Source organism: Pedobacter africanus (assembly GCF_900176535.1).
Taxonomy (GTDB): domain Bacteria; phylum Bacteroidota; class Bacteroidia; order Sphingobacteriales; family Sphingobacteriaceae; genus Pedobacter; species Pedobacter africanus.
The window spans coordinates 2,967,385-2,986,318 of sequence record NZ_FWXT01000001.1; the positions used below are offsets into that span (position 1 = coordinate 2,967,385).

Below are 18,934 nucleotides of genomic sequence, written 5' to 3' on the forward strand. Positions count from 1 at the left end.
AAATAATGATTGAAGTACAACATACACTGGTGCATGAAGACATCATCTCGGAGAGTTTTGTATGTAACCTGAATAAGTGTAAGGGAATCTGTTGTGTGGAGGGGGATGCTGGTGCGCCCCTTGAGGTGGCTGAGACAGCTATACTTGCAGACATTTATCCAAAAATTAAACATTTGCTCGAACCCAGGGGCATAGCTGCAATTGAGCAGCAGGGGACATCAGTAGTAGATGCCGATGGTGACTTGACTACGCCTTGTGTGGATGGGAATAAAGAATGCGCCTATGTGACGTTTGAGAACGGAGTGACTAAATGTGGTATAGAGAAAGGTTACGAGCAAGGTCTGGTAGATTGGCAAAAGCCCATTTCCTGTCACCTCTACCCCATCAGGGTAACATCTTATCCGGAGTTTGACGTGCTTAACTATGACCGCTGGCACATTTGCCATGATGCCTGTTCTTTTGGTAGGGAACTGAAAGTGCCTGTTTATCAGTTTCTAAAGGGGCCTTTGGTGAGAAAATACGGTGCAGACTGGTTTGCGGAACTGGAACAGGCAATTGCGTCTCCGGATACTGAAAAATAAACGTTAATTATTCGGGAAAAAATCTATATTCGAAAAGGATAAACCCAACTGACCATTATTGAATATTAATCTCAAATTACAGATAACTTGAAAGGAATAATTTTAGCAGGCGGAAGTGGTACAAGACTTCATCCGCTTACCCTGGCAATGAGCAAGCAGATGATGCCTGTTTACGATAAACCAATGATCTATTATCCGCTGTCTATCCTGATGCTCGCGGGCATTAAGGAAATCCTGATCATTTCAACACCTCATGACCTTCCGAACTTTGAAAAGCTATTGGGTGATGGGGCAGGCCTGGGTTGCAAATTTTCATATGCCGTACAGGAGCAACCAAATGGTCTGGCGCAGGCTTTTGTTATCGGTGCCGATTTTATTGGTACGGATAAGGTAGCACTGGTACTTGGGGATAACATTTTTTATGGAGATGGGATGTCAAAGCTGCTGCAGACCAGTGCCGATCCTGATGGAGGGGTGGTTTTTGCATACAGGGTTTCTGATCCTGAACGTTATGGCGTTGTGGAATTTGATGAAGAGAATACGGCCATATCCATCGAAGAAAAACCAACACAGCCAAAGTCAGACTATGCCGTTCCTGGCTTATATTTTTATGACAACAGCGTTGTAGAAATCGCAAAAAACATCAAACCTTCGCCAAGAGGGGAATATGAAATTACCGATGTAAACAAAGTTTATCTGGAGCAGGGAAAATTAAAGGTGGGTGTATTGAGCAGGGGAACAGCCTGGCTGGACACCGGAACCTTCGCGTCGCTGATGCAGGCCGGACAGTTTGTACAGGTGATTGAGGAGCGGCAGGGTTTAAAAATTGGTTGCATTGAGGAAGTCGCTTATCGTATGGGTTTTATTGATAAGGAACAGTTGCGCACCATCGCTACGCCGCTGGTAAAGAGCGGTTATGGAGAATACTTACTGAAAATGATAAAATAACAATTGAGTGTTCTCTTCTGAGAAACTAAATTGTTGTGAAACCAGATGTATAAATTGATTTATGCATTGTGGCATGAGCTTAAAGCCCCGGGTAATTCCGGGTTTTTTTTTGCTAAAAAGTTTATGCTTTTAACACGCGGAGCGCCTTTGAATAGAAAAAGATGCTAAAATCGTTTAATCATATGATAATATCATAAAATAAATAAAGCCAGAAATCACGTCCTTTGAATAACCAAATATTTAAACCCAATGACTAAAAACAAATATCTTTTTCCTTTTATCATGATCACCTCCCTATTCTTTATGTGGGGGTTTGTACATAATCTTGATCCGGTATTGATCCCGCATTTAAAGCGGTCATTTAGCCTGAGTACTTTACAGGCATCTTTGGTCGATTCTGCAGTATTTATAGCCTATTTTGTAATGGCATTGCCCGCAGGATTTCTATTAAGGAAATACGGGTACAAAAAAGGAATTATTATTGGTTTGGCTTTTTTTGCGTTGGGTTCCTTCTTGTTTATCCCAGCTGCGAATACCCAGGCCTATGTTTTTTTTCTGGGAGCGCTTTTTATTATTGCCTGCGGGCTAACCATATTGGAAACGGCTGCAAATCCTTATGCCTCGCTCCTTGGGCCTCCAGAAACAGCTACTTTTCGTTTAAACTTTGCACAGACGTTCAACGGGCTTGCCGCTGCAATGGCACCGGTTATTGGAGTGCGGGTTATTTTAATCAAGGGGCTTTCTGATGAGCAGTTGAGTACAATGACGGAGTCAGCAAAGCAATTGGCCCTCGCATCGGAGGCTTCATCTGTAAAGACACCTTATTTTATTATAGGAAGTGTTATTCTCGTTATTGCTGTGATCTTTCTTTTTCTGCGGCTTCCGGAGATCAAAGAAGAGGATGACAGTCAGGATGAAAAGACAGGTATATTTCATGCACTGCGCCACAAACATTTATCATGGGCGGTTGCGGCGCAGTTTTTTTATGTTGGTGCACAGGTTTGTGTATTTAGTTTTTTCATCATTTATGCTCCCTTCGCGGCAGGTATCAGTCAGGAGACTGCGGGGAATTATGCCGGTGGATTAGGCCTTGCTTTTCTTTTGGGAAGGATTTTAGGTACATTCTTAATGAAATTTATGAAGCCGGAGCTAATGCTAAGAATCTACGCATTGATCAATGTGCTATTGTGTATCGTGGCCATGACTGCAGGGGGGACTCTGGCACTGTTTTCGGTTATTGGTATTGCTTTTTTCATGTCAATCATGTTCCCTACAATTTTTTCGCTGGGTATCAAAGATTTGGGACGAGATACCAAGCTGGGCAGCAGCCTGATCATTATGTCTATTGTTGGCGGAGCAATTCTGCCTCCGGTAATGGGCTATATAAGTGATGTGACGCATAACATTCAGATCGGATACATTGTGCCATTGATCTGTTTTATTGTGGTGTTTGTATTTGGTTTAAAAGGTCATAAGATCGTTAAAAATTAAGCTATGAATAGAAGATATTGTCTAGCGCTGGACCTGGTTGATGATCCGGTGCTGATTGCGGAATATGAGGAGATGCACCGGAAGGTATGGCCTGAAATTTTGGAGAGTATTACTTCATCAGGGATTGAACAGATGGAGATTTACCGGACCGGAAACCGGCTGTTCATGATCATGGAGGTAAATGCAGGCTTCAGCTTTGAAAAGAAAGGAGCGATGGATGCAGGGAACGAAAAGGTGCAGGAATGGGAAGAACGGATGTGGAAGTACCAGCAAGCAATCCCTGGGTCCAACCCGGGAGAGAAATGGATAATGATGGATAAAATATTTGAGTTAAGGAGCTGAGATGTCAGTAAATACAGTGAAGAGTTTTTTACAGATCCACCCGGACGATAACGTACTGGTGGCTTTGCAGGATTTGCCAAAAGGGCAGATTATAGTGTGGAATGGTAAAGAAATCATTTTGCAGCAAGATGTGCATGCCAAACATAAGTTTTTTATAGACGATCTTGAAGTTGGAGGGAATGTACTGATGTATGGTGTATTGGTTGGAAAGGCAACAGATTTTATCCCCAGGGGCGGGCTGATGACCACCACCAACGTGCATCATGCCTCGCAGGATTATGCTTACCGGAAAGTGAATTATGAATGGCAGGTGCCAGACATTTCGCAGTTCGAGGGCAGAACTTTTAATGGTTACCATCGTGCCGACGGACGTGTCGGGACAGCCAATTACTGGTTGTTTATACCTACGGTTTTTTGCGAAAACAGAAACCTGGATGTCATTAAAGAAGCTTTGTATAATACTTTAGGTTATGCAGTAACCGATAAATATAAACAGTTTACAGAACAGCTGTTGGAGGCCTACCAGCATGGCGATGATATTAGCTCTTTCAGCGCAGAAGGGCTTGCACCAGCAGCGCCGCAGAAGAAAAGGGTGTTTAAAAATGTAGATGGAATTAAATTTTTAAACCACCAGGGTGGCTGTGGTGGTACGCGGCAGGATTCAGCATTGCTGAGCCAGCTGCTGGCGGCTTATGCCGACCACCCGAATGTTGCCGGTATAACGGTGCTGAGCCTGGGTTGTCAGCATTTGCAGACCCAGAGTTTACTGGAAGATGTAAAAAGCAGGAACTCTTCCTTTGATAAACCTGTTTTGATATTTGAACAGCAGCAGAGCCAGAGTGAGGAGCAGCTGATTAAAGATGCAATCCGGAAAACATTTGTTGGCTTAACAGAAATCAATAAGGCCGAAAGAAAACCTGCTCCATTAAGTAAGCTTTGCGTGGGCGTAAAATGCGGTGGCAGTGATGGCTTTAGCGGCATATCTGCAAATCCTGCTGTTGGTTATACCTCAGATTTATTGGTAACTTTAGGAGCAAAGGTTTTGCTGGCGGAATTCCCGGAGTTGTGTGGTGCCGAACAGAATATCATTGACAGATGTGTGAGCGAGCCCACGGCAGAGAAATTTATCCGGTTGATGCAGGAATACGACGCCCAGGCGCATGCAGTAGGCTCGGGTTTTCATATGAACCCTTCGCCGGGCAATATTAAAGATGGTTTGATTACGGATGCGATAAAGAGTACGGGCGCAGCAAAGAAAGCAGGTACTTCACCTGTGGTTGACGTGTTGGATTATACGGAACCGGCAACGAAAGCTGGTTTGAGCCTGGTATGCACCCCTGGTAATGATGTAGAAGCAACAACGGGCAAGGCGGCAAGTGGTGCTACATTGATTTTGTTTACTACCGGATTGGGCACACCTACGGGTAACCCGGTATGTCCGGTGATTAAAGTGGCTACCAATACGGCCTTGGCTACGCGGATGAGTGACATTATTGATATAGATACCGGGGCAATCATCAGGGGAGAGAAAACGATTGAAGAAATGGGGATTGAAATTCTGGAATATTGCATCAGGGCAGCAAGTGGAGAGATAAGCCCTAAGGCTGTATTGTTGAACCAGGATGACTTTATCCCTTGGAAAAGAGGAGTTTCATTATAATTATTAAAAAATGTTTAGTTTAAAAGGAAAATCAGCAATTATTACAGGTGGGGGAAGTGGTATCGGTAAAGCAATATCCTTGCTTTTCGCCAGGCAGGGTGCATATGTTCATGTTATTGAATTGAATGCAGAAGCAGCAGCCCAGACTGTGAAGGAAATAGAATCGGAAGGTGGGAAAGCAGCAGCGCATGGTTGTGATGTAACCAGTCAGGCTGCGGTTGTTGCGGCATTTGAGCAGATTGGTGATATTGATATCCTGGTAAATAATGCAGGTATTGCCCATATTGGAAGGGCTGATAATACTTCTGAAGCTGATTTTACAAAGGTGTTTGACGTGAATGTAAAAGGGGCCTACAATTGCCTTTATGCGGCCATTCCGGCCATGAAGCGTAAAGGGAAGGGCGTGGTACTGAATATGGCATCCATAGGGGCCCTGGTTGGCCTGGCAGATAGGTTTGCCTATTCGATGAGCAAGGGTGCCATTTATGCCATGACATTGTCGGTAGCCAAAGACTATATGGCCGATGGTATCCGCTGCAACAGCATTTCGCCGGCCAGGGTGCATACCCCTTTTGTCGATGGCTTTATCGCAAAGAACTATGCGGGCCAGGAAGCAGAGATATTTGAAAAACTTTCTAAAAGCCAGCCTATAGGCCGCATGGGTAAACCCGAAGAGGTGGCCGCCCTTGCGCTGTACCTGTGTTCGGATGAAGCCGGCTTTGTAACCGGAAATGATTATCCGCTTGATGGTGGTTTTATTAAATTGAACAACTAAGCCGTAAACTTTTGTTATTTTAACAGGGTTAAATTAAAAAGGTGGTTTCCATTGATGCCACCACTGAATTGAAAATATAAATAGCATATGAAACTAATTAGATGGGGAGCCGCCGATCAGGAAAAAACCGGTGTAATTTTAAACGATAAGTGGTACGATACTTCAGCCTTTGGCGAAGATTATAACGAGCAGTTTTTTAATGACAACGGATTGGAGCGACTGGCCGCGTTTGTTAAAGAGAACGAAGGCAAACTGCCTGTTATTGATGCGTCTGCAAGGCTGGGATCGCCGGTGGCACGTCCTTCAAAAATTGTATGCATTGGCCTGAACTATGCAGACCATGCCAGGGAAACCAATGCGCCCATTCCACCTGAACCTGTTATCTTTATGAAGTCAACCACTTCACTTACCGGTCCTTTTGATGATATTGTTATCCCAAAAAATTCGGTAAAAACGGATTGGGAAGTAGAGCTGGCCATTGTTATCGGTAAAAAAGCATCCTACGTGGAAGAAGCAGATGCCTTGAAGCATGTTGCTGGATATGTATTGCACAATGATGTATCAGAGCGTGCATTTCAACTGGAAAGAAACGGTACCTGGGATAAGGGAAAAGGCTGCGATACTTTTGCCCCTTTGGGCCCTTTTCTGGCAACACAAGACGAGATTGCTGATGTAAACAACCTGAGGCTATGGCTGAATGTGAACGGGCAGAAAATGCAGGACGGCAATACTTCCAATTTTATCTTCAATGTGCCTTTTGTAATTTCCTATGTGAGCCAGTTTATGACCTTGCTGCCTGGTGATGTGATTTCTACGGGAACCCCAGCTGGTGTAGGCTTAGGCTTTAATCCGCCAATATACCTTAAAGAAGGCGATGTGGTTGAGCTGGGTATTGACGGTTTGGGTACATCCAGACAGACGGTAAGGAACTATGTTAAAAATTGATGCCCATCAGCATTTCTGGATATACGATCCTGTAAGGGACAGCTGGATTAATGATGATATGGCTGTGCTCAGGGCCAATTTTATGCCGCAGCAATTGCTGGGCTTATTGCAGCAGCATCATTTTGATGGCAGTGTTGTGGTGCAATCGGACCAGTCGGATACCGAAAACCTGTTCCAGCTTAGCAATGCAGCAGAGAACCCTTTTGTTAAAGGGGTTGTGGGATGGGTTGACCTCCAGGCGGCAGATGTGGCTGAAAAGCTGGAAGAGTTGTCGGGCTATGAAAAGATGAAGGGCTTCCGGCATATCCTGCAAGGTGAACAGGACCGGGCGCTGATGTTAAAGCCGGAGTTTGTGAAGGGCATCGGTAAACTCAGACAGTTCAATTATACCTATGACATTCTGATCTTTCCGGATCAGTTGAAATATGCTGCAGAACTGGTATCAAAATTTCCGGACCAGCCCTTCGTACTGGACCATATCGCCAAGCCCGATATCAAAAACGGGACAACGGCTGATTGGAAAAAAGACATCCTTGCCCTGGCTAAACATGAGAATGTAAGCTGTAAGGTTTCGGGCATGGTAACCGAGGCCGACTGGAAAAACTGGAAAGCCAGTGATTTTGAACCTTACCTGGACATTATTTTTGAGGCTTTTGGAATTGAAAGGCTGATGTATGGTTCGGACTGGCCGGTTTGCCTTGTGTCAGCTTCTTATGCACAAACTTTGGGTTTAATCGAAACATATACAGCAAAACTCTCTGTAAACGAACAGGAACTGTTCTGGGGCGGGAATGCAGTAAAATTTTATAATTTATAAATAAACAAGCAATCTATGGATCTGCAATTGAAAGATAAAGTTGTAATTGTAACAGGTGGTGCCAAAGGTATTGGTGAAGGTATTGTGAAGGTACTGGCCAGAGAGGGTGCTATTCCTGTAATTGTAGGGCGAAACGAGCAGGACAACCTGAAGGTGGTAAATGAGATCCTGGCCGGAGGTGGTAAGGCATCCCAGGTAGCTGCAGAGCTGAACAAACCTGAGGAAGTAGCGAATGCTGTTGAAACTGTGCTCGCCGCGTTCGGGCGAATCGACGGACTGGTGAACAATGCCGGGGTAAATGATGGTGTTGGACTGGAAAATGGGAGCTATCAAGGGTTTGTAGACAGCTTACATAAAAACCTGATCCATTACTACCTGATGGCGCATCATGCATTACCAGCATTGAAAACATCAAAAGGCTCTATTGTAAATATCGGCTCTAAGGTTGCCAGTACCGGACAAGGAGGAACTTCCGCCTATGCGGCTTCAAATGGGGGCAGAAATGCCCTAACGCGGGAGTGGGCGGTAGAGTTGCTGCCTTATGAGATCAGGGTGAACGCGGTTATTGTAGCAGAATGTTATACGCCGTTGTATCAGAACTGGATCAATTCTATTCCGAATTCTGAGGAGAAGCTGGCTTCCATTAAGTCGAAAATCCCTCTGGGACAAAGGATGACTACGGCTGAAGAGATTGCCAATGCGACAGTATTTTTGCTGTCTAATGCGGCTTCCGGTCATACTACCGGACAGCTGGTGCATGTTGATGGTGGCTATGTACACCTGGACAGGTCTATCAGTCCGGCATAAGATATCAGAAAAAACAGATATATTATTCGAAGACTGCATCTTTCGCTGAAAAAGCGAAAGCGCTGAGGTCTTCTCCTAACATATCTGTTTTTTTTATTTATATCGCTTTTGTCTCTTCTTTTAGAAAGGCTGTTTCCTCAGCAGTCAATAAAGGACTTAGTTTTTCGAATACCATTGCATTGTAGCTGTTCAGCCATTCGACCTGCGCCTCTTCCAGTAATTCTTTCTTTACAATTTTAGTGCTTATTGGAGCAATCGTTAAACATTCAAAGGCATAGAACTCATTGAATTCGTTGCTTGCATCTTTAATGGTATTGACCAGGTTCTCTATACGGATCCCATGTTTGCCAGGGCGATAGATGCCTGGTTCAACTGAAGTGATCATGCCCAATTCTACCGGCACAGGGTTGGCTGTAGGGTTAAACACCTGTGGGCCCTCATGTACATTGAGGAAATAGCCTACGCCATGCCCGGTACCATGGCCATAGTTGATGGCATGTTCCCAAAGCGGCTTACGGGTAATGGCATCGATCTGGTAGCCGCAGGTGCCTTTAGGAAAACGCACTTTGCAGCCTTCTATCATACCCTTTAACACTAAAGTGTAGTCTGTTTTTTCTTCTTCTGTGTTGTTGCCCATCGGAATGGTTCGGGTGATGTCTGTTGTACCGTAACGATATTGCCCTCCGGAATCGACAAGGAACAAACCCTCAGCTTTTACTTCGGAGTTGCTTTCTTCGGAAGCGCTGTAATGCGGCAATGCCCCATGTGCTTTGTATGCGCTGATGGTAGTGAAGCTATCGCCCACAAAGCCCTCCTGGTCGGTTCTGAACTTGCGCAGTTCGGCTGCGGCGGAAAGTTCTGTTATGGTAATTTTTCCAATATGCTCTGAAAGCCATTTTAAGAAGCGGGTGATGGCTACACCATCTTTAAGCATCGCTGTGCGTGTATTGGCCAGCTCTGTCTCATTTTTAATAGCTTTTAAATTGGTACTTGGGTTGGTGTCTTTAATAATTTTGACTCCCGCCGGAATGCATTTGTATAAGCCAAAACAATTGCGTTTCGGATCAATAAGGATGGTGCTGTCTGATGGAATGCCTGCTATTGCCTGCTCAATGTCCTGGTAAGGCTGTACTTCAACACCGCTTTGGGTAAGGCTGGCTTTTTCCTGTTCGCTTAGTTTAGCTGCATCAATAAAGATGCGGGCACCCTCTGGGCTGATCAGCGCAAAACTCAGCACCACGGGATTGTAACTTACATCTTTTCCGCGGATGTTGAATAGCCAGGCCATGTCATCGAGTGAAGAGATGAGGTGATGGCTTGCGCCTTGTTTTTGCAGGGCGGTTTTTACCTGTGCCAGTTTAGCTGTTACAGATTGGCCGATGTGTTTTTCATCAATTAAGAAGGCCTTTTCAGCCGGGAGCTCGGGCCTGTTTTCCCAGATCGGGCTTAAATAATCTTTACTTACCAGTGTAATTTCCCTTAATGCCAGTTGCTGTGTTAACAGGTCGCCCAGCAATACGGAAAGCAGTTTGTCATCTGCGGCAACCTGTGCGCCTTTGTCTAATTTTTCCGTTAGCCATTGAATGTATTCAGGTGCATGTTGTACCTTTTGTTTTACCAGTTCAAAACCACTGTTTTTCAGCTCCTCGGCGGCCTGCTCAAAATAGCGAAAATCCGTCCACAGGCCGGCAAAGTCATGCGTAATAACCAACGTACCGGCAGATCCTTTAAAGCCAGAAGTAAAAGGGATGCATTTATAACGATCCGGCAGATATTCACTAATGTGGGGGTCAGCAGATGGAATGATATAGGCGGCTACTTTGTCGGCCTGCATTTGTTTGCGTATTTCAGTCAGTTTTTCCTGGTAAGTCATAGTCAGTTTTTATTCAAAGTATGTGGCAAAGCTATGAATTTATTCTTTTACAGTATAAATTCCGTAACTTCCCCGGTAATAAACAAATCTGTTGAGTTTACAGATAAATCTACTAGATTTGTAGAGTATGCGATTGGCTACTACTGGGGAAATAGAACTATTAGAGAAACTTAGACAACAGGACTCAGCGGCTTTTGCCGCACTATACGACCTGTATGTAAGAAAGATCTATGCCTATGCCCTGGGGGTTCTTAAATCGCCGGCTTTAGCAGAAGACGTTACGCAAGATACTTTTGTCAAACTCTGGGAGCATGCCAGAGGTATTCATACAGACCGGTCACTGCAGCCTTTCCTTTTTACCATCGCCAGAAACCATTGCCTGAATGTGATCAAGCAGGCTTCCCGCGAATCCCGAATTTCGGATGAAGTATTTGCGCATGCACTGGACCAGGCAGAAAATGGGCTGGAATATGTGGAGCGGAAGCAGACAAGCGAATTTATAGGCCAGGCGATAGCAGAACTTCCCCCACAGCGCAGGCTGATTTACGATCTTTGCCGGAACTACGGGTATTCTTACAAGCAGGCAGCTGAGAAATTAGGCATTAAAGACAGTACGGTGAACAGCCAGATGGTGAAGGCATTAAAAACCATCAAAGATTTTATGGTCCGTAACGGGGCATTGCTGCTGCTTTTGTACTATCGCAGTTAATTTTCAAAATTTATTTTTCATTGGAGTACATGTACCCCGCCTGTTAATTGTAATACTATAAAACAGGTAAAGAAAATTGGAAAATCACATCAAACAATTATTTGTAGATTTTATTTTGAACCGCTGTACACCTGCGCAAATAAAACAGGTGCAGGAACTGGTTGAAACCGGAGCTTATGAACAGGAATGGCGTGGGGCACTGGAAGAAACGGAGCAGCATTTTGCGGGCACTGAACAGGCAAAATTGCCAGTAAATGAAACGGCACTTTTTGAGCGCATGAACCTGGTGATAAACAGCAGGCCGGTAGTCGGCAAAAAGCGTCCCTGGATATGGATAGCTGCTGCTTCTTTATTTCTGATGGCGGCAGGAGGCCTTTGGTTAAGCCAATCTAATGAAAAAGTGCCTGTACCTGCACAAACAGCAAAGGTTAAGGAGGAATATCCTAAAGATACAGCGCATAAATGGGTTAAGCTGCCTGATGGAAGCTCTGTACAGCTTAACCGGGGCAGTTACCTGGAATATGCAGATTCCTTTGAAGGAAAGGCCTTGAGAGAGGTCCGGCTGATAGGAGAAGGATATTTTGACATTAAGCATGATGCCAAACATCCTTTTGTAATCCATACCGGCAGAATCAAGACAACAGTGCTTGGAACTGCATTTAACATTAGCGCTTATAAGGCAAATCAGGCAGTAACCGTAACGGTAACCCGGGGAAAGGTAAAAGTGGAAGATGAAAAGCGCGTATTGGCCGTTCTTACACCAGACCAGCAATTGGCATGGGATGCTAAGAAAGCGGAGCCTGTAAAAGCAAAGGTGAATGCAGAGGCGGTTACCGAATGGAAAAAGCAGGACCTGATTATGGATGACATTACCCTTGAGGAAGCGGCACAGCTGATCGCCACACGTTATGGTGTAAAAACCCATTTTAAGAATGAAGAGGTGAAGAACTGCCGTTTTACTGCAGCCTTTCTAAACAGGGATGACATCACACAGGTACTGAAGGTTACGGGATCTGTTACCGGAGCTACAATAACTTTAAAAAATAACCTGGTAACTTTTGATGGCCAGGGCTGCTATAATTAATCAACTAAACTCAACAACCACAAATGAACAATAAGGCATCACCATAATACTGGCATCCCAGATCAGAAGAAGCAAACTCCGGGTGCAACCGGAGTTTGCAGATGGTCTTAATTTATGTATCAGTTCAAACTAAAACCAACGCAATGTATTACAATTCTACACGTTTTGCAAGCCGGTGTGTTCCGGTATTTTATGCTCCGTTTAACATTAAAAAATTAAAGTTTTTTATGAAGGTGAACGCGATCCTCTTGATGATTATTTTATTTGCTGTGAGCAGTATCAACGCTTCTCCGGGTTCTGCCCAAACGCTTTCCGATGTGAAGGTGTCGGTTGGAATGGATAAGGGGACGCTCAGGAGTGCTTTCTCCCAGATTGAAAAACAAACAGATTTCAGGTTTGCCTACCGCAACGAGCTGATCTCTGTATTTAAAAACCTCAGTCTCAAGGGAGAGCTGCGTTCTGTTAAAAGTACGCTGGATGAGTTGCTGAAAGGCACAGGGCTTTCGTACAGGCAGCTCAATAACAGCATTATTATTTTTAAGGAAAGTGCTCCTGTACAAAGCCAGATTTCAAGCCGGGATATTTATATCAACGGCCGGGTAACCGATGAAAACAATCTTCCGCTGCCGGGTGTATCCGTAAAGATAAAAGGCACGAATAAAGGGGTCGTTACCGATAATGAAGGTAAATACATTATCCAGGTGCCAAATGAAAGCGCTATTCTTGTTTTCAGTTACATAGGCTATGTTACTGCCGAAGGAACCGTGCAAAATGGCCGGATGACCAATATCCGTTTGAAGCCGGATGTGGGGTCGCTGGATGCTGTGGTGGTGATTGGATACGGTACGACTACGAAAAGGGCCAATACGGGGTCTGTAACTTCCATCACATCAAAGGATATTGCCAACCAGCCCGTATCAGATCCTATTGCCGCTCTGCAGGGCCGTGTAGCGGGCCTGGACATCACCGGGACTACAGGATATCCGGGATCAAGCTATAATATCAAATTAAGAGGCATTAATTCTATCCTCGGACGCAGCAGCCCGCTTTTTATTGTGGATGGCATGCCTTTCAGTGATGAGTCCCTGGACCAGTTTACTGGTGCCAATGGTACCACGAGTCCGTTGAACAGCATTAATCCAGCTGATATTGAGCGCATCGATATCCTGAAGGATGCAGATGCTACAGCCATATATGGCTCCCGCGGTGCCAATGGCGTGGTGTTGATCACTACCAAACGGGGTAAAAGCGGTAAAGTAACCACTGATGCCAGGGTTTACACCGGGGTATCTATGGTGAACAGAAAGGTTGATATGCTGAACACACAACAATACCTTGCCTTAAGAAGGGAGGCATTTAAAAATGATAACCGGACCCCTGATGAAACCAATGCCCTCGACCTGACCGTGTGGGACCAGAACCTGGACCAGAACTGGCAGGAAAAGCTGATCGGTAATACAGCCAAGTTAACGGAGGGACAGCTTTCCTTGTCGGGTGGTTCAGAACAAACCAATTTCTTGCTGAGCGGAACGTACAGAAGGGAAACGACGGTGCTCCCTACCAATACCGATTATAACAGAGGGGCATTTAATTTCAATGTGAACCACAAATCGGCTAATGATAAGTTCTCAGTCGCGGCTTCGGTTAAATATATAGCTGATGAAAACAATTCTTTGCCTACCGACCTGACACAATATTATAACCTGGCACCCAATACCCCAATTTATAATCCAAACGGTTCTTTCTACTGGAATGGAAATGACCAAAACCCAATAGCCTATTTTGAACGTAAATATTTATCAAACACAAATAACCTCCTGGGCAATGTGGTGATCAAATATAATGTACTGCCAAACCTGACTGCGCAATTGAACACAGGTTACAACCGCATGTCGATGAAGCAAACACAGACCCTTCCGGAGAAATCATTTAATCCGGCTAATTACTCAGCCAGCATGGGTTATTATGGTGACAATAAAGTAAGCGGATATAACATTGAGCCGCAGCTGGATTATAGTCTTCAAATTGGAAAGGGTACACTTAAAGCACTTCTTGGCGGAACCTGGCAGTCTAGTATAAAAGAAGGGCAAAACCTGCTTGGCGAAGGTTTCGCCAGCGATGAGCAGCTGAGCAATCCAAAAGCTGCTACAAAACTAACCATGAGGTCTTTTAACTATGCCGATTACAAATACAATTCAGTGTTTGGCCGTGCAACTTATAACTGGGATGAAAAATACATCGTTAATGGAACATTCCGTCGTGATGGATCTTCCCGCTTTGGCTCCGCATCAAGGTTTGGGAATTTTGGTGCCGTTGGGGTGGCCTGGCTGTTTAGCAATGAATCATTCATTAAAGATAAACTCAGTTTTTTAAGTTTTGGTAAACTGAGGGGAAGTTATGGAACGGTAGGTAACGACCAGATTGGCGATTATCAGTACTTTGACAGCTGGAGTGCCGCCAGCTTCCCTTATGCAGGCTCTGGAACATTGTACCCATCCCGTTTTGCAAATAACGATTTCCAGTGGGAGGTTACCCGTAAGCTGGAAGGGGCATTGGAGCTTGGTTTTCTGAAAGACAGAATTTTGTTGAATGCCAGCTATTACTATAACAAATCGAACAATATGCTGATTTATTATAGTCTATCACCGCAATCGGGCTTTTCTGAATTTGTAGATAACCTTCCGGCAGAATTGGAAAACAAAGGGCTGGAACTTGAGCTGAATACAGTAAACGTAAACCGGGGCGACTTCAGGTGGAGCAGTGCATTGAATTTTACCGTTGCAAGGAACAAACTGCTGAAATACCCGGACCTGGAGAAGTCACCTTTTACAAAGACTTATTTTATTGGAAAGCCTATCAATGTAACCACAGGATATATTTCTACAGGGATCGACCCTAAAACAGGCCTGCCTACATTTCAGGATCTGGATGGTGATGGCAGTGCCAGTGACCCAGAAGATTTTGCTATATTGGGCAACGTTACCCCGAAATTTTACGGTGGTTTCCAGAACAGCCTGAGTTACAAAAACTGGAGCCTTGATTTTTTCTTCCAGTTTGTAAAACAGGAGGGACCGCTGTTAAACTACGGATATACTTCAGTTCCTTATGGTTCGAGGGTAAACAAGGATGTCAGTGCTTTAGACCGTTGGTCGGCAGTTGACCAGGTTACCAATATCCCGATTGCCACCTCGACGACCGGACCTGCATATAGTGCCTATAATCAATGGAGGATATCCAGTGCAAACTGGGGCGATGCTTCTTTCATCAGGTTAAAAAATGTGATGTTGAAGTATAACCTCAGCTCATTGCTTAAAAATTTAAAGCTAAGCAATGTGAGCATTTACATGCAGGGACAGAACCTGTTTACCATTACCAATTACGATGGATTTGATCCGGAGACGAAAGGAATAAAACTGCCTCCTTTAAGCACCTATACGGTAGGTTTACAAGTTTCGTTTTAACCCTTAAATTTTGAACAATGAAAATCATTAAATATATAATGGCCGTACTGCTGATGACATCGGCCGTTTCCTGTGAAAATTATGTTGCTGTTGATCCTCCTAAGACAGAGTTGGCTTCGGCCAGTGTGTTTGTAAACGACAGATCGGCTATAGCTGCAATGGTTGGCGTATATTCGGATATGAACGCGCTCAATTATTATTTTGCCAATATTGTGACCATGTTCCTGGGCTCAATGTCGGCAGATGACTTTATATATGCCGCTTCCCTGGCCGAGTTTGATGAGTTTAAGAACAATACCGTTCAGCCGGGTAACAGGTATATAGCACAGCTATGGGCGCAACCTTACGATTATATTTACCGTTGCAATGCGATTATTGAAGGGGTAACGGCTTCAACAACACTTACGCCGGCAGTGAAAAACCAGTTATTGGGCGAGGCCAGGTTTACACGGGCATTTTGTTACTTCTACCTGGTCAACATTTTTGGCGACGTGCCATTGATCCTGGATACGGATGTGCGTAAAAACACCAATTTGCCAAGAACTGCAGTAAACCTCGTATATGAAGCGCTAATTGATGATCTTAAGCAGGCAAAAGGTTTAATGGACCTGAATTACCCCCCAAATGGCGCACGCACAAGGCCAACAAAATCTGCCGCTACCTTATTGCTGGCGCGTGCCTATTTATATACGGGTAACAATGCGCAGGCAGAAATTGAAGCTGCTGAGGTCATCGGCAATACCAATTATGAGCTGCTGCAGGGTGCCAATATGAACAAAACTTTCCTGGCGAACAGCCGTGAATCGGTATGGCAATTAGAAGCTGTAAACACCGGTGGTAACAGAAATACCTGGGAAGGCTTTACTTTTGTTCCGGCCAATCTTGCCGCACCTACCGCTTTTTACCGCTTAACAAAAGGCACCGGAGGCTTGGTAGATGCATTTGATGCCGGCGACCTGCGCAGAACAAACTGGACCGGCAGTTATACAACAACCGCAAATCCTCCTGTAACACATACCTATCCTTATAAATACAAGGTTAGGACTGGTACACCAGTAACTGAATATTCAATGGTATTGCGGTTTGCTGAAGCTTACCTGATCCGCGCGGAAGCAAGAATGCAGCAGAATAAGCTAAAACCTGGTGCAGAAGATCTTGACGTAATCAGAAGTCGTGCCGGTTTTACTACCCCACTCGCCACACCTGCAAATACTGCTGCGGGAATGCTTTTGGTAGAGAAAGAAAGGCGACTGGAGCTATTTGCGGAATGGGGGCACCGCTGGTTTGACCTGAAAAGATGGAAAAGTGTTACCGGGGTTGCCGGCAAGACGCGAGCAGATGATATTTTGCCTGCTACCAAAACATTCTGGAAATCTACGGCGGTTTTAATGCCTATTCCAACCGATGCAAGAAATACCAATCCTAACCTTACACCTAACCCAGGTTACAACTAATTCACATCCCTATGTTTAAACATGCGTTAGCGTGCTGCCTGCTTGTACTTGCTTTATTGCAGGTACAGGCCCAGGTGGTGCAGATCATCCCTGAAAAACCTGAAAGAGGAGATAAAGTGACCATTATTTATCATCCCGGTGCTCCTGGTGCCGCTATTGGCCCGGATGCTACCGAGGTGCTCATCAATTTTACCTACTCTACCTTTTATGAGCTGCCCTGGAAACTGCCCATGACCAGGCAGGGAAAGGACTGGGTAGCCTCATTTGTGCTGCAGCGTTATGCTACTTTTGCTACCTTTTACCTCCAAAACGGAGAGCGTGGAGAACTAATAGATAAGCCGGCGGCAGATCGTCACTACTCAATTGCCGTATACAAAGGAGATAAAAGGGTAAGAGATGGTTTTTTACATGAATCGTATAGCCTTGGTGCACAAATGCCCAAGTCGCCCCGCATCCCAGCGTTGCAGCTGGAACTGCTAAGGAAGGAGCTGGCAAACTATCCTGACAATTATGAAGCTAAGGTACGCGAGCAAAGTGTATTGATGGCTATGGCAAAGAGCCCGGCTGAAAAGCTGAAGCATCGGAATGAAGCCCGGAAAATTATTGCAGCCCAGTTTGAAAAGAACCCTACCTTCGGGGGCAACCTGAACAAGGTAACCATGGGTTACCTGATCATTGGGGAGAATTCCAGGCTTGATTCTATCCGAAAGGTGGTTTCTACCCGCTTCCCGGAATCAGACCTGGCCAAAGATTACCTGATATCGGCAATTGGTAAAGAAAAGGATACGCTTAAGAAGATAAATCAGCTGGAGGCCCTGTTAAAAAAGGGGAATGAAACGGGCGAAAACTCGACCGATATACACCGCATGTTGTTTGACTATTATACCGGCAAGGGTGATGCAGGGAAATCAGTTTACCACGCCCGCAGAAGCCTGGGGCCACTTAACCCTTATACCCCACAGCAATTGAAAGTAATAGCTGAGGAAATGACAAAGGCCAGAATAGCACCCGATACCGCCATTGCCTATGCAGAGGCCGCTTTAAAAATCGCAGATCAGTGGCCTATAGGCGTAATCAGATATTTTCCTGAATATGGGCACATCTTACCCTATGTGGCAGACAGTACCCGTAAAAAGACGGTTGCCGAAGCAAGGTCCAGCCTGTACTCCATCATTGCACTGAACAAATTATACACCGGTAATAAGCCTGCCGCCTTTGAACATCTGGACAAAGCAGCAGCCACAGGTGCAAATAAAGAAAGCCTGATGAATATTGCAGCCGTTTATGCACAAACAGCAAACCCTCAGAAAGCTTTTGAGGCCGTATGGAGTGTATTGCTAAAAGATCCATCAGACAAGCAGGCCATTGGTGTTGCCCGGAAAAATTTTTTAGCTGCCAGCGGTACCGAAGCCGAATTTAATACCCGGCTAAAGGAATTGGAAGAATTGAAACTTGCCCAGCTAAAGCAAACCTTAAGAAAGCAACTGATGAACAAGCCGGGGCCGGAACTTGCAAAGTTAACCGATCTTAAAGGAAAGCCGGTTACCCCGGAAATGATGAAGGGTAAGGTGGTGATCCTTGATTTTTGGGCAACCTGGTGTATACCTTGTATGCAGGAAATGCCTTACCTGCAAAAAGTCTATGATAAATATAAACATCGCCCGGAGGTAATGTTTATGGTGGTAAACAGCGGAGCACGAAACACCATTAAGGATGCCATTGGCTGGGAAGCTAAAAACCCGCAGTATACTTTTCCTTTATATTTTAACAACGATCCTGAAATAGGGGAGAAAGTTGGCTTTACACTGATCCCGACCATAGCCATTATTGATCAGCAAGGTCTGATGCAGTTTAGGACCATAGGTTTTGAAGGCGCCGAACTGGAACATAAACTGGCGGCACAGATCGATATCTTACTGGAGGCCGGTAAAAAGTAGCCTTTCCTTTGAGCTTTTAGTCGTATATTGGATGCATAAACCCGGCAATC

Annotated in this window: 15 protein-coding genes; 14 read left to right on the forward strand and 1 reads right to left on the reverse strand. The window is 44.9% G+C overall.

Annotated features, from left to right (window positions below):
* Positions 1–5 precede the first annotated feature (5 nt).
* From B9A91_RS12445 to B9A91_RS12485, 9 genes are all read left to right on the forward strand, one after another.
* Positions 6–581, forward strand: a complete 576-nt coding sequence (locus B9A91_RS12445; RefSeq protein WP_084238963.1) for a DUF3109 family protein — start codon at positions 6–8, stop codon at positions 579–581.
* Between the two features lie 87 nt (positions 582–668).
* Positions 669–1,529, forward strand: a complete 861-nt coding sequence (rfbA, locus tag B9A91_RS12450; protein ID WP_084238965.1) for a glucose-1-phosphate thymidylyltransferase RfbA — start codon at positions 669–671, stop codon at positions 1,527–1,529.
* Between the two features lie 249 nt (positions 1,530–1,778).
* Entirely contained in the window at positions 1,779–3,020 is a 1,242-nt protein-coding gene (gene fucP / locus B9A91_RS12455) for an L-fucose:H+ symporter permease (protein WP_084238967.1), read from the forward strand.
* A 3-nt stretch (positions 3,021–3,023) separates the two neighbouring features.
* Complete coding sequence (locus B9A91_RS12460; protein WP_084238969.1) at positions 3,024–3,362, forward strand: L-rhamnose mutarotase; 339 nt, start codon at positions 3,024–3,026, stop codon at positions 3,360–3,362.
* 1 nt (position 3,363) lies between these two features.
* Positions 3,364–5,022 carry a UxaA family hydrolase gene (locus B9A91_RS12465; protein ID WP_084238971.1) on the forward strand — a complete coding sequence of 553 codons (1,659 nt, stop codon included), beginning with the start codon at positions 3,364–3,366 and terminating at the stop codon, positions 5,020–5,022.
* 10 nt (positions 5,023–5,032) lie between these two features.
* Positions 5,033–5,797 carry an SDR family NAD(P)-dependent oxidoreductase gene (locus tag B9A91_RS12470; protein ID WP_084238973.1) on the forward strand — a complete coding sequence of 255 codons (765 nt, stop codon included), beginning with the start codon at positions 5,033–5,035 and terminating at the stop codon, positions 5,795–5,797.
* Positions 5,798–5,884: 87 nt separating this feature from the next.
* A complete protein-coding gene (locus B9A91_RS12475) occupies positions 5,885–6,742 on the forward strand; it encodes a fumarylacetoacetate hydrolase family protein (RefSeq protein WP_084238975.1) in 858 nt (285 codons plus the stop codon).
* Positions 6,729–7,559: an amidohydrolase family protein gene (locus tag B9A91_RS12480; RefSeq protein ID WP_084238977.1), complete on the forward strand. Its 831-nt coding sequence runs from the start codon at positions 6,729–6,731 to the stop codon at positions 7,557–7,559. The genes B9A91_RS12475 and B9A91_RS12480 overlap by 14 nt, the downstream gene beginning before the upstream one ends.
* Before the next feature lie 15 nt (positions 7,560–7,574).
* Positions 7,575–8,366: an SDR family oxidoreductase gene (locus B9A91_RS12485; protein ID WP_084238979.1), complete on the forward strand. Its 792-nt coding sequence runs from the start codon at positions 7,575–7,577 to the stop codon at positions 8,364–8,366.
* 97 nt (positions 8,367–8,463) lie between these two features.
* Here B9A91_RS12485 and B9A91_RS12490 read toward each other — a convergent pair whose 3' ends face one another.
* Positions 8,464–10,239: an aminopeptidase P family protein gene (locus B9A91_RS12490; protein ID WP_084238981.1), complete on the reverse strand. Its 1,776-nt coding sequence runs from the start codon at positions 10,237–10,239 to the stop codon at positions 8,464–8,466.
* A gap of 127 nt (positions 10,240–10,366) precedes the next feature.
* On the opposite strand from B9A91_RS12490, the gene B9A91_RS12495 reads away from it, so the two are divergent.
* The 5 genes from B9A91_RS12495 to B9A91_RS12515 all read left to right on the forward strand — a co-directional run bounded on the left by B9A91_RS12495 (position 10,367) and on the right by B9A91_RS12515 (position 18,884).
* A complete protein-coding gene (locus B9A91_RS12495; protein WP_084238983.1) occupies positions 10,367–10,948 on the forward strand; it encodes an RNA polymerase sigma factor in 582 nt (193 codons plus the stop codon).
* A gap of 76 nt (positions 10,949–11,024) precedes the next feature.
* Positions 11,025–12,032: a FecR family protein gene (locus tag B9A91_RS12500; protein WP_084238985.1), complete on the forward strand. Its 1,008-nt coding sequence runs from the start codon at positions 11,025–11,027 to the stop codon at positions 12,030–12,032.
* 227 nt (positions 12,033–12,259) lie between these two features.
* Positions 12,260–15,493 (forward strand): TonB-dependent receptor, encoded by a 3,234-nt coding sequence (locus B9A91_RS12505; protein ID WP_235012542.1) that lies wholly within the window; start codon positions 12,260–12,262, stop codon positions 15,491–15,493.
* A 17-nt stretch (positions 15,494–15,510) separates the two neighbouring features.
* On the forward strand, positions 15,511–16,947 hold the full coding sequence (locus B9A91_RS12510; protein ID WP_084238989.1) for a RagB/SusD family nutrient uptake outer membrane protein: 1,437 nt from the start codon (positions 15,511–15,513) through the stop codon (positions 16,945–16,947).
* Positions 16,948–16,958: 11 nt separating this feature from the next.
* Positions 16,959–18,884, forward strand: a complete 1,926-nt coding sequence (locus B9A91_RS12515) for a TlpA family protein disulfide reductase (protein WP_084238991.1) — start codon at positions 16,959–16,961, stop codon at positions 18,882–18,884.
* Positions 18,885–18,934 lie beyond the last annotated feature (50 nt).

Bases quoted from the DNA above. Each gene is read 5' to 3' on its own strand.
- fucP (WP_084238967.1), top strand. From the start codon at position 1,779: ATGACTAAAAACAAATATCTTTTTCCTTTTATCATGATCACCTCCCTA.
- B9A91_RS12485 (WP_084238979.1), top strand. From the start codon at position 7,575: ATGGATCTGCAATTGAAAGATAAAGTTGTAATTGTAACAGGTGGTGCC.
- B9A91_RS12445 (WP_084238963.1), top strand. From the start codon at position 6: ATGATTGAAGTACAACATACACTGGTGCATGAAGACATCATCTCGGAG.
- B9A91_RS12505 (WP_235012542.1), top strand. From the start codon at position 12,260: ATGAAGGTGAACGCGATCCTCTTGATGATTATTTTATTTGCTGTGAGC.
- B9A91_RS12490 (WP_084238981.1), bottom strand. From the start codon at position 10,239: ATGACTTACCAGGAAAAACTGACTGAAATACGCAAACAAATGCAGGCC.
- B9A91_RS12495 (WP_084238983.1), top strand. From the start codon at position 10,367: ATGCGATTGGCTACTACTGGGGAAATAGAACTATTAGAGAAACTTAGA.
- B9A91_RS12460 (WP_084238969.1), top strand. From the start codon at position 3,024: ATGAATAGAAGATATTGTCTAGCGCTGGACCTGGTTGATGATCCGGTG.
- B9A91_RS12470 (WP_084238973.1), top strand. From the start codon at position 5,033: ATGTTTAGTTTAAAAGGAAAATCAGCAATTATTACAGGTGGGGGAAGT.
- B9A91_RS12510 (WP_084238989.1), top strand. From the start codon at position 15,511: ATGAAAATCATTAAATATATAATGGCCGTACTGCTGATGACATCGGCC.
- B9A91_RS12465 (WP_084238971.1), top strand. From the start codon at position 3,364: ATGTCAGTAAATACAGTGAAGAGTTTTTTACAGATCCACCCGGACGAT.
- B9A91_RS12480 (WP_084238977.1), top strand. From the start codon at position 6,729: ATGTTAAAAATTGATGCCCATCAGCATTTCTGGATATACGATCCTGTA.
- B9A91_RS12515 (WP_084238991.1), top strand. From the start codon at position 16,959: ATGTTTAAACATGCGTTAGCGTGCTGCCTGCTTGTACTTGCTTTATTG.
- B9A91_RS12475 (WP_084238975.1), top strand. From the start codon at position 5,885: ATGAAACTAATTAGATGGGGAGCCGCCGATCAGGAAAAAACCGGTGTA.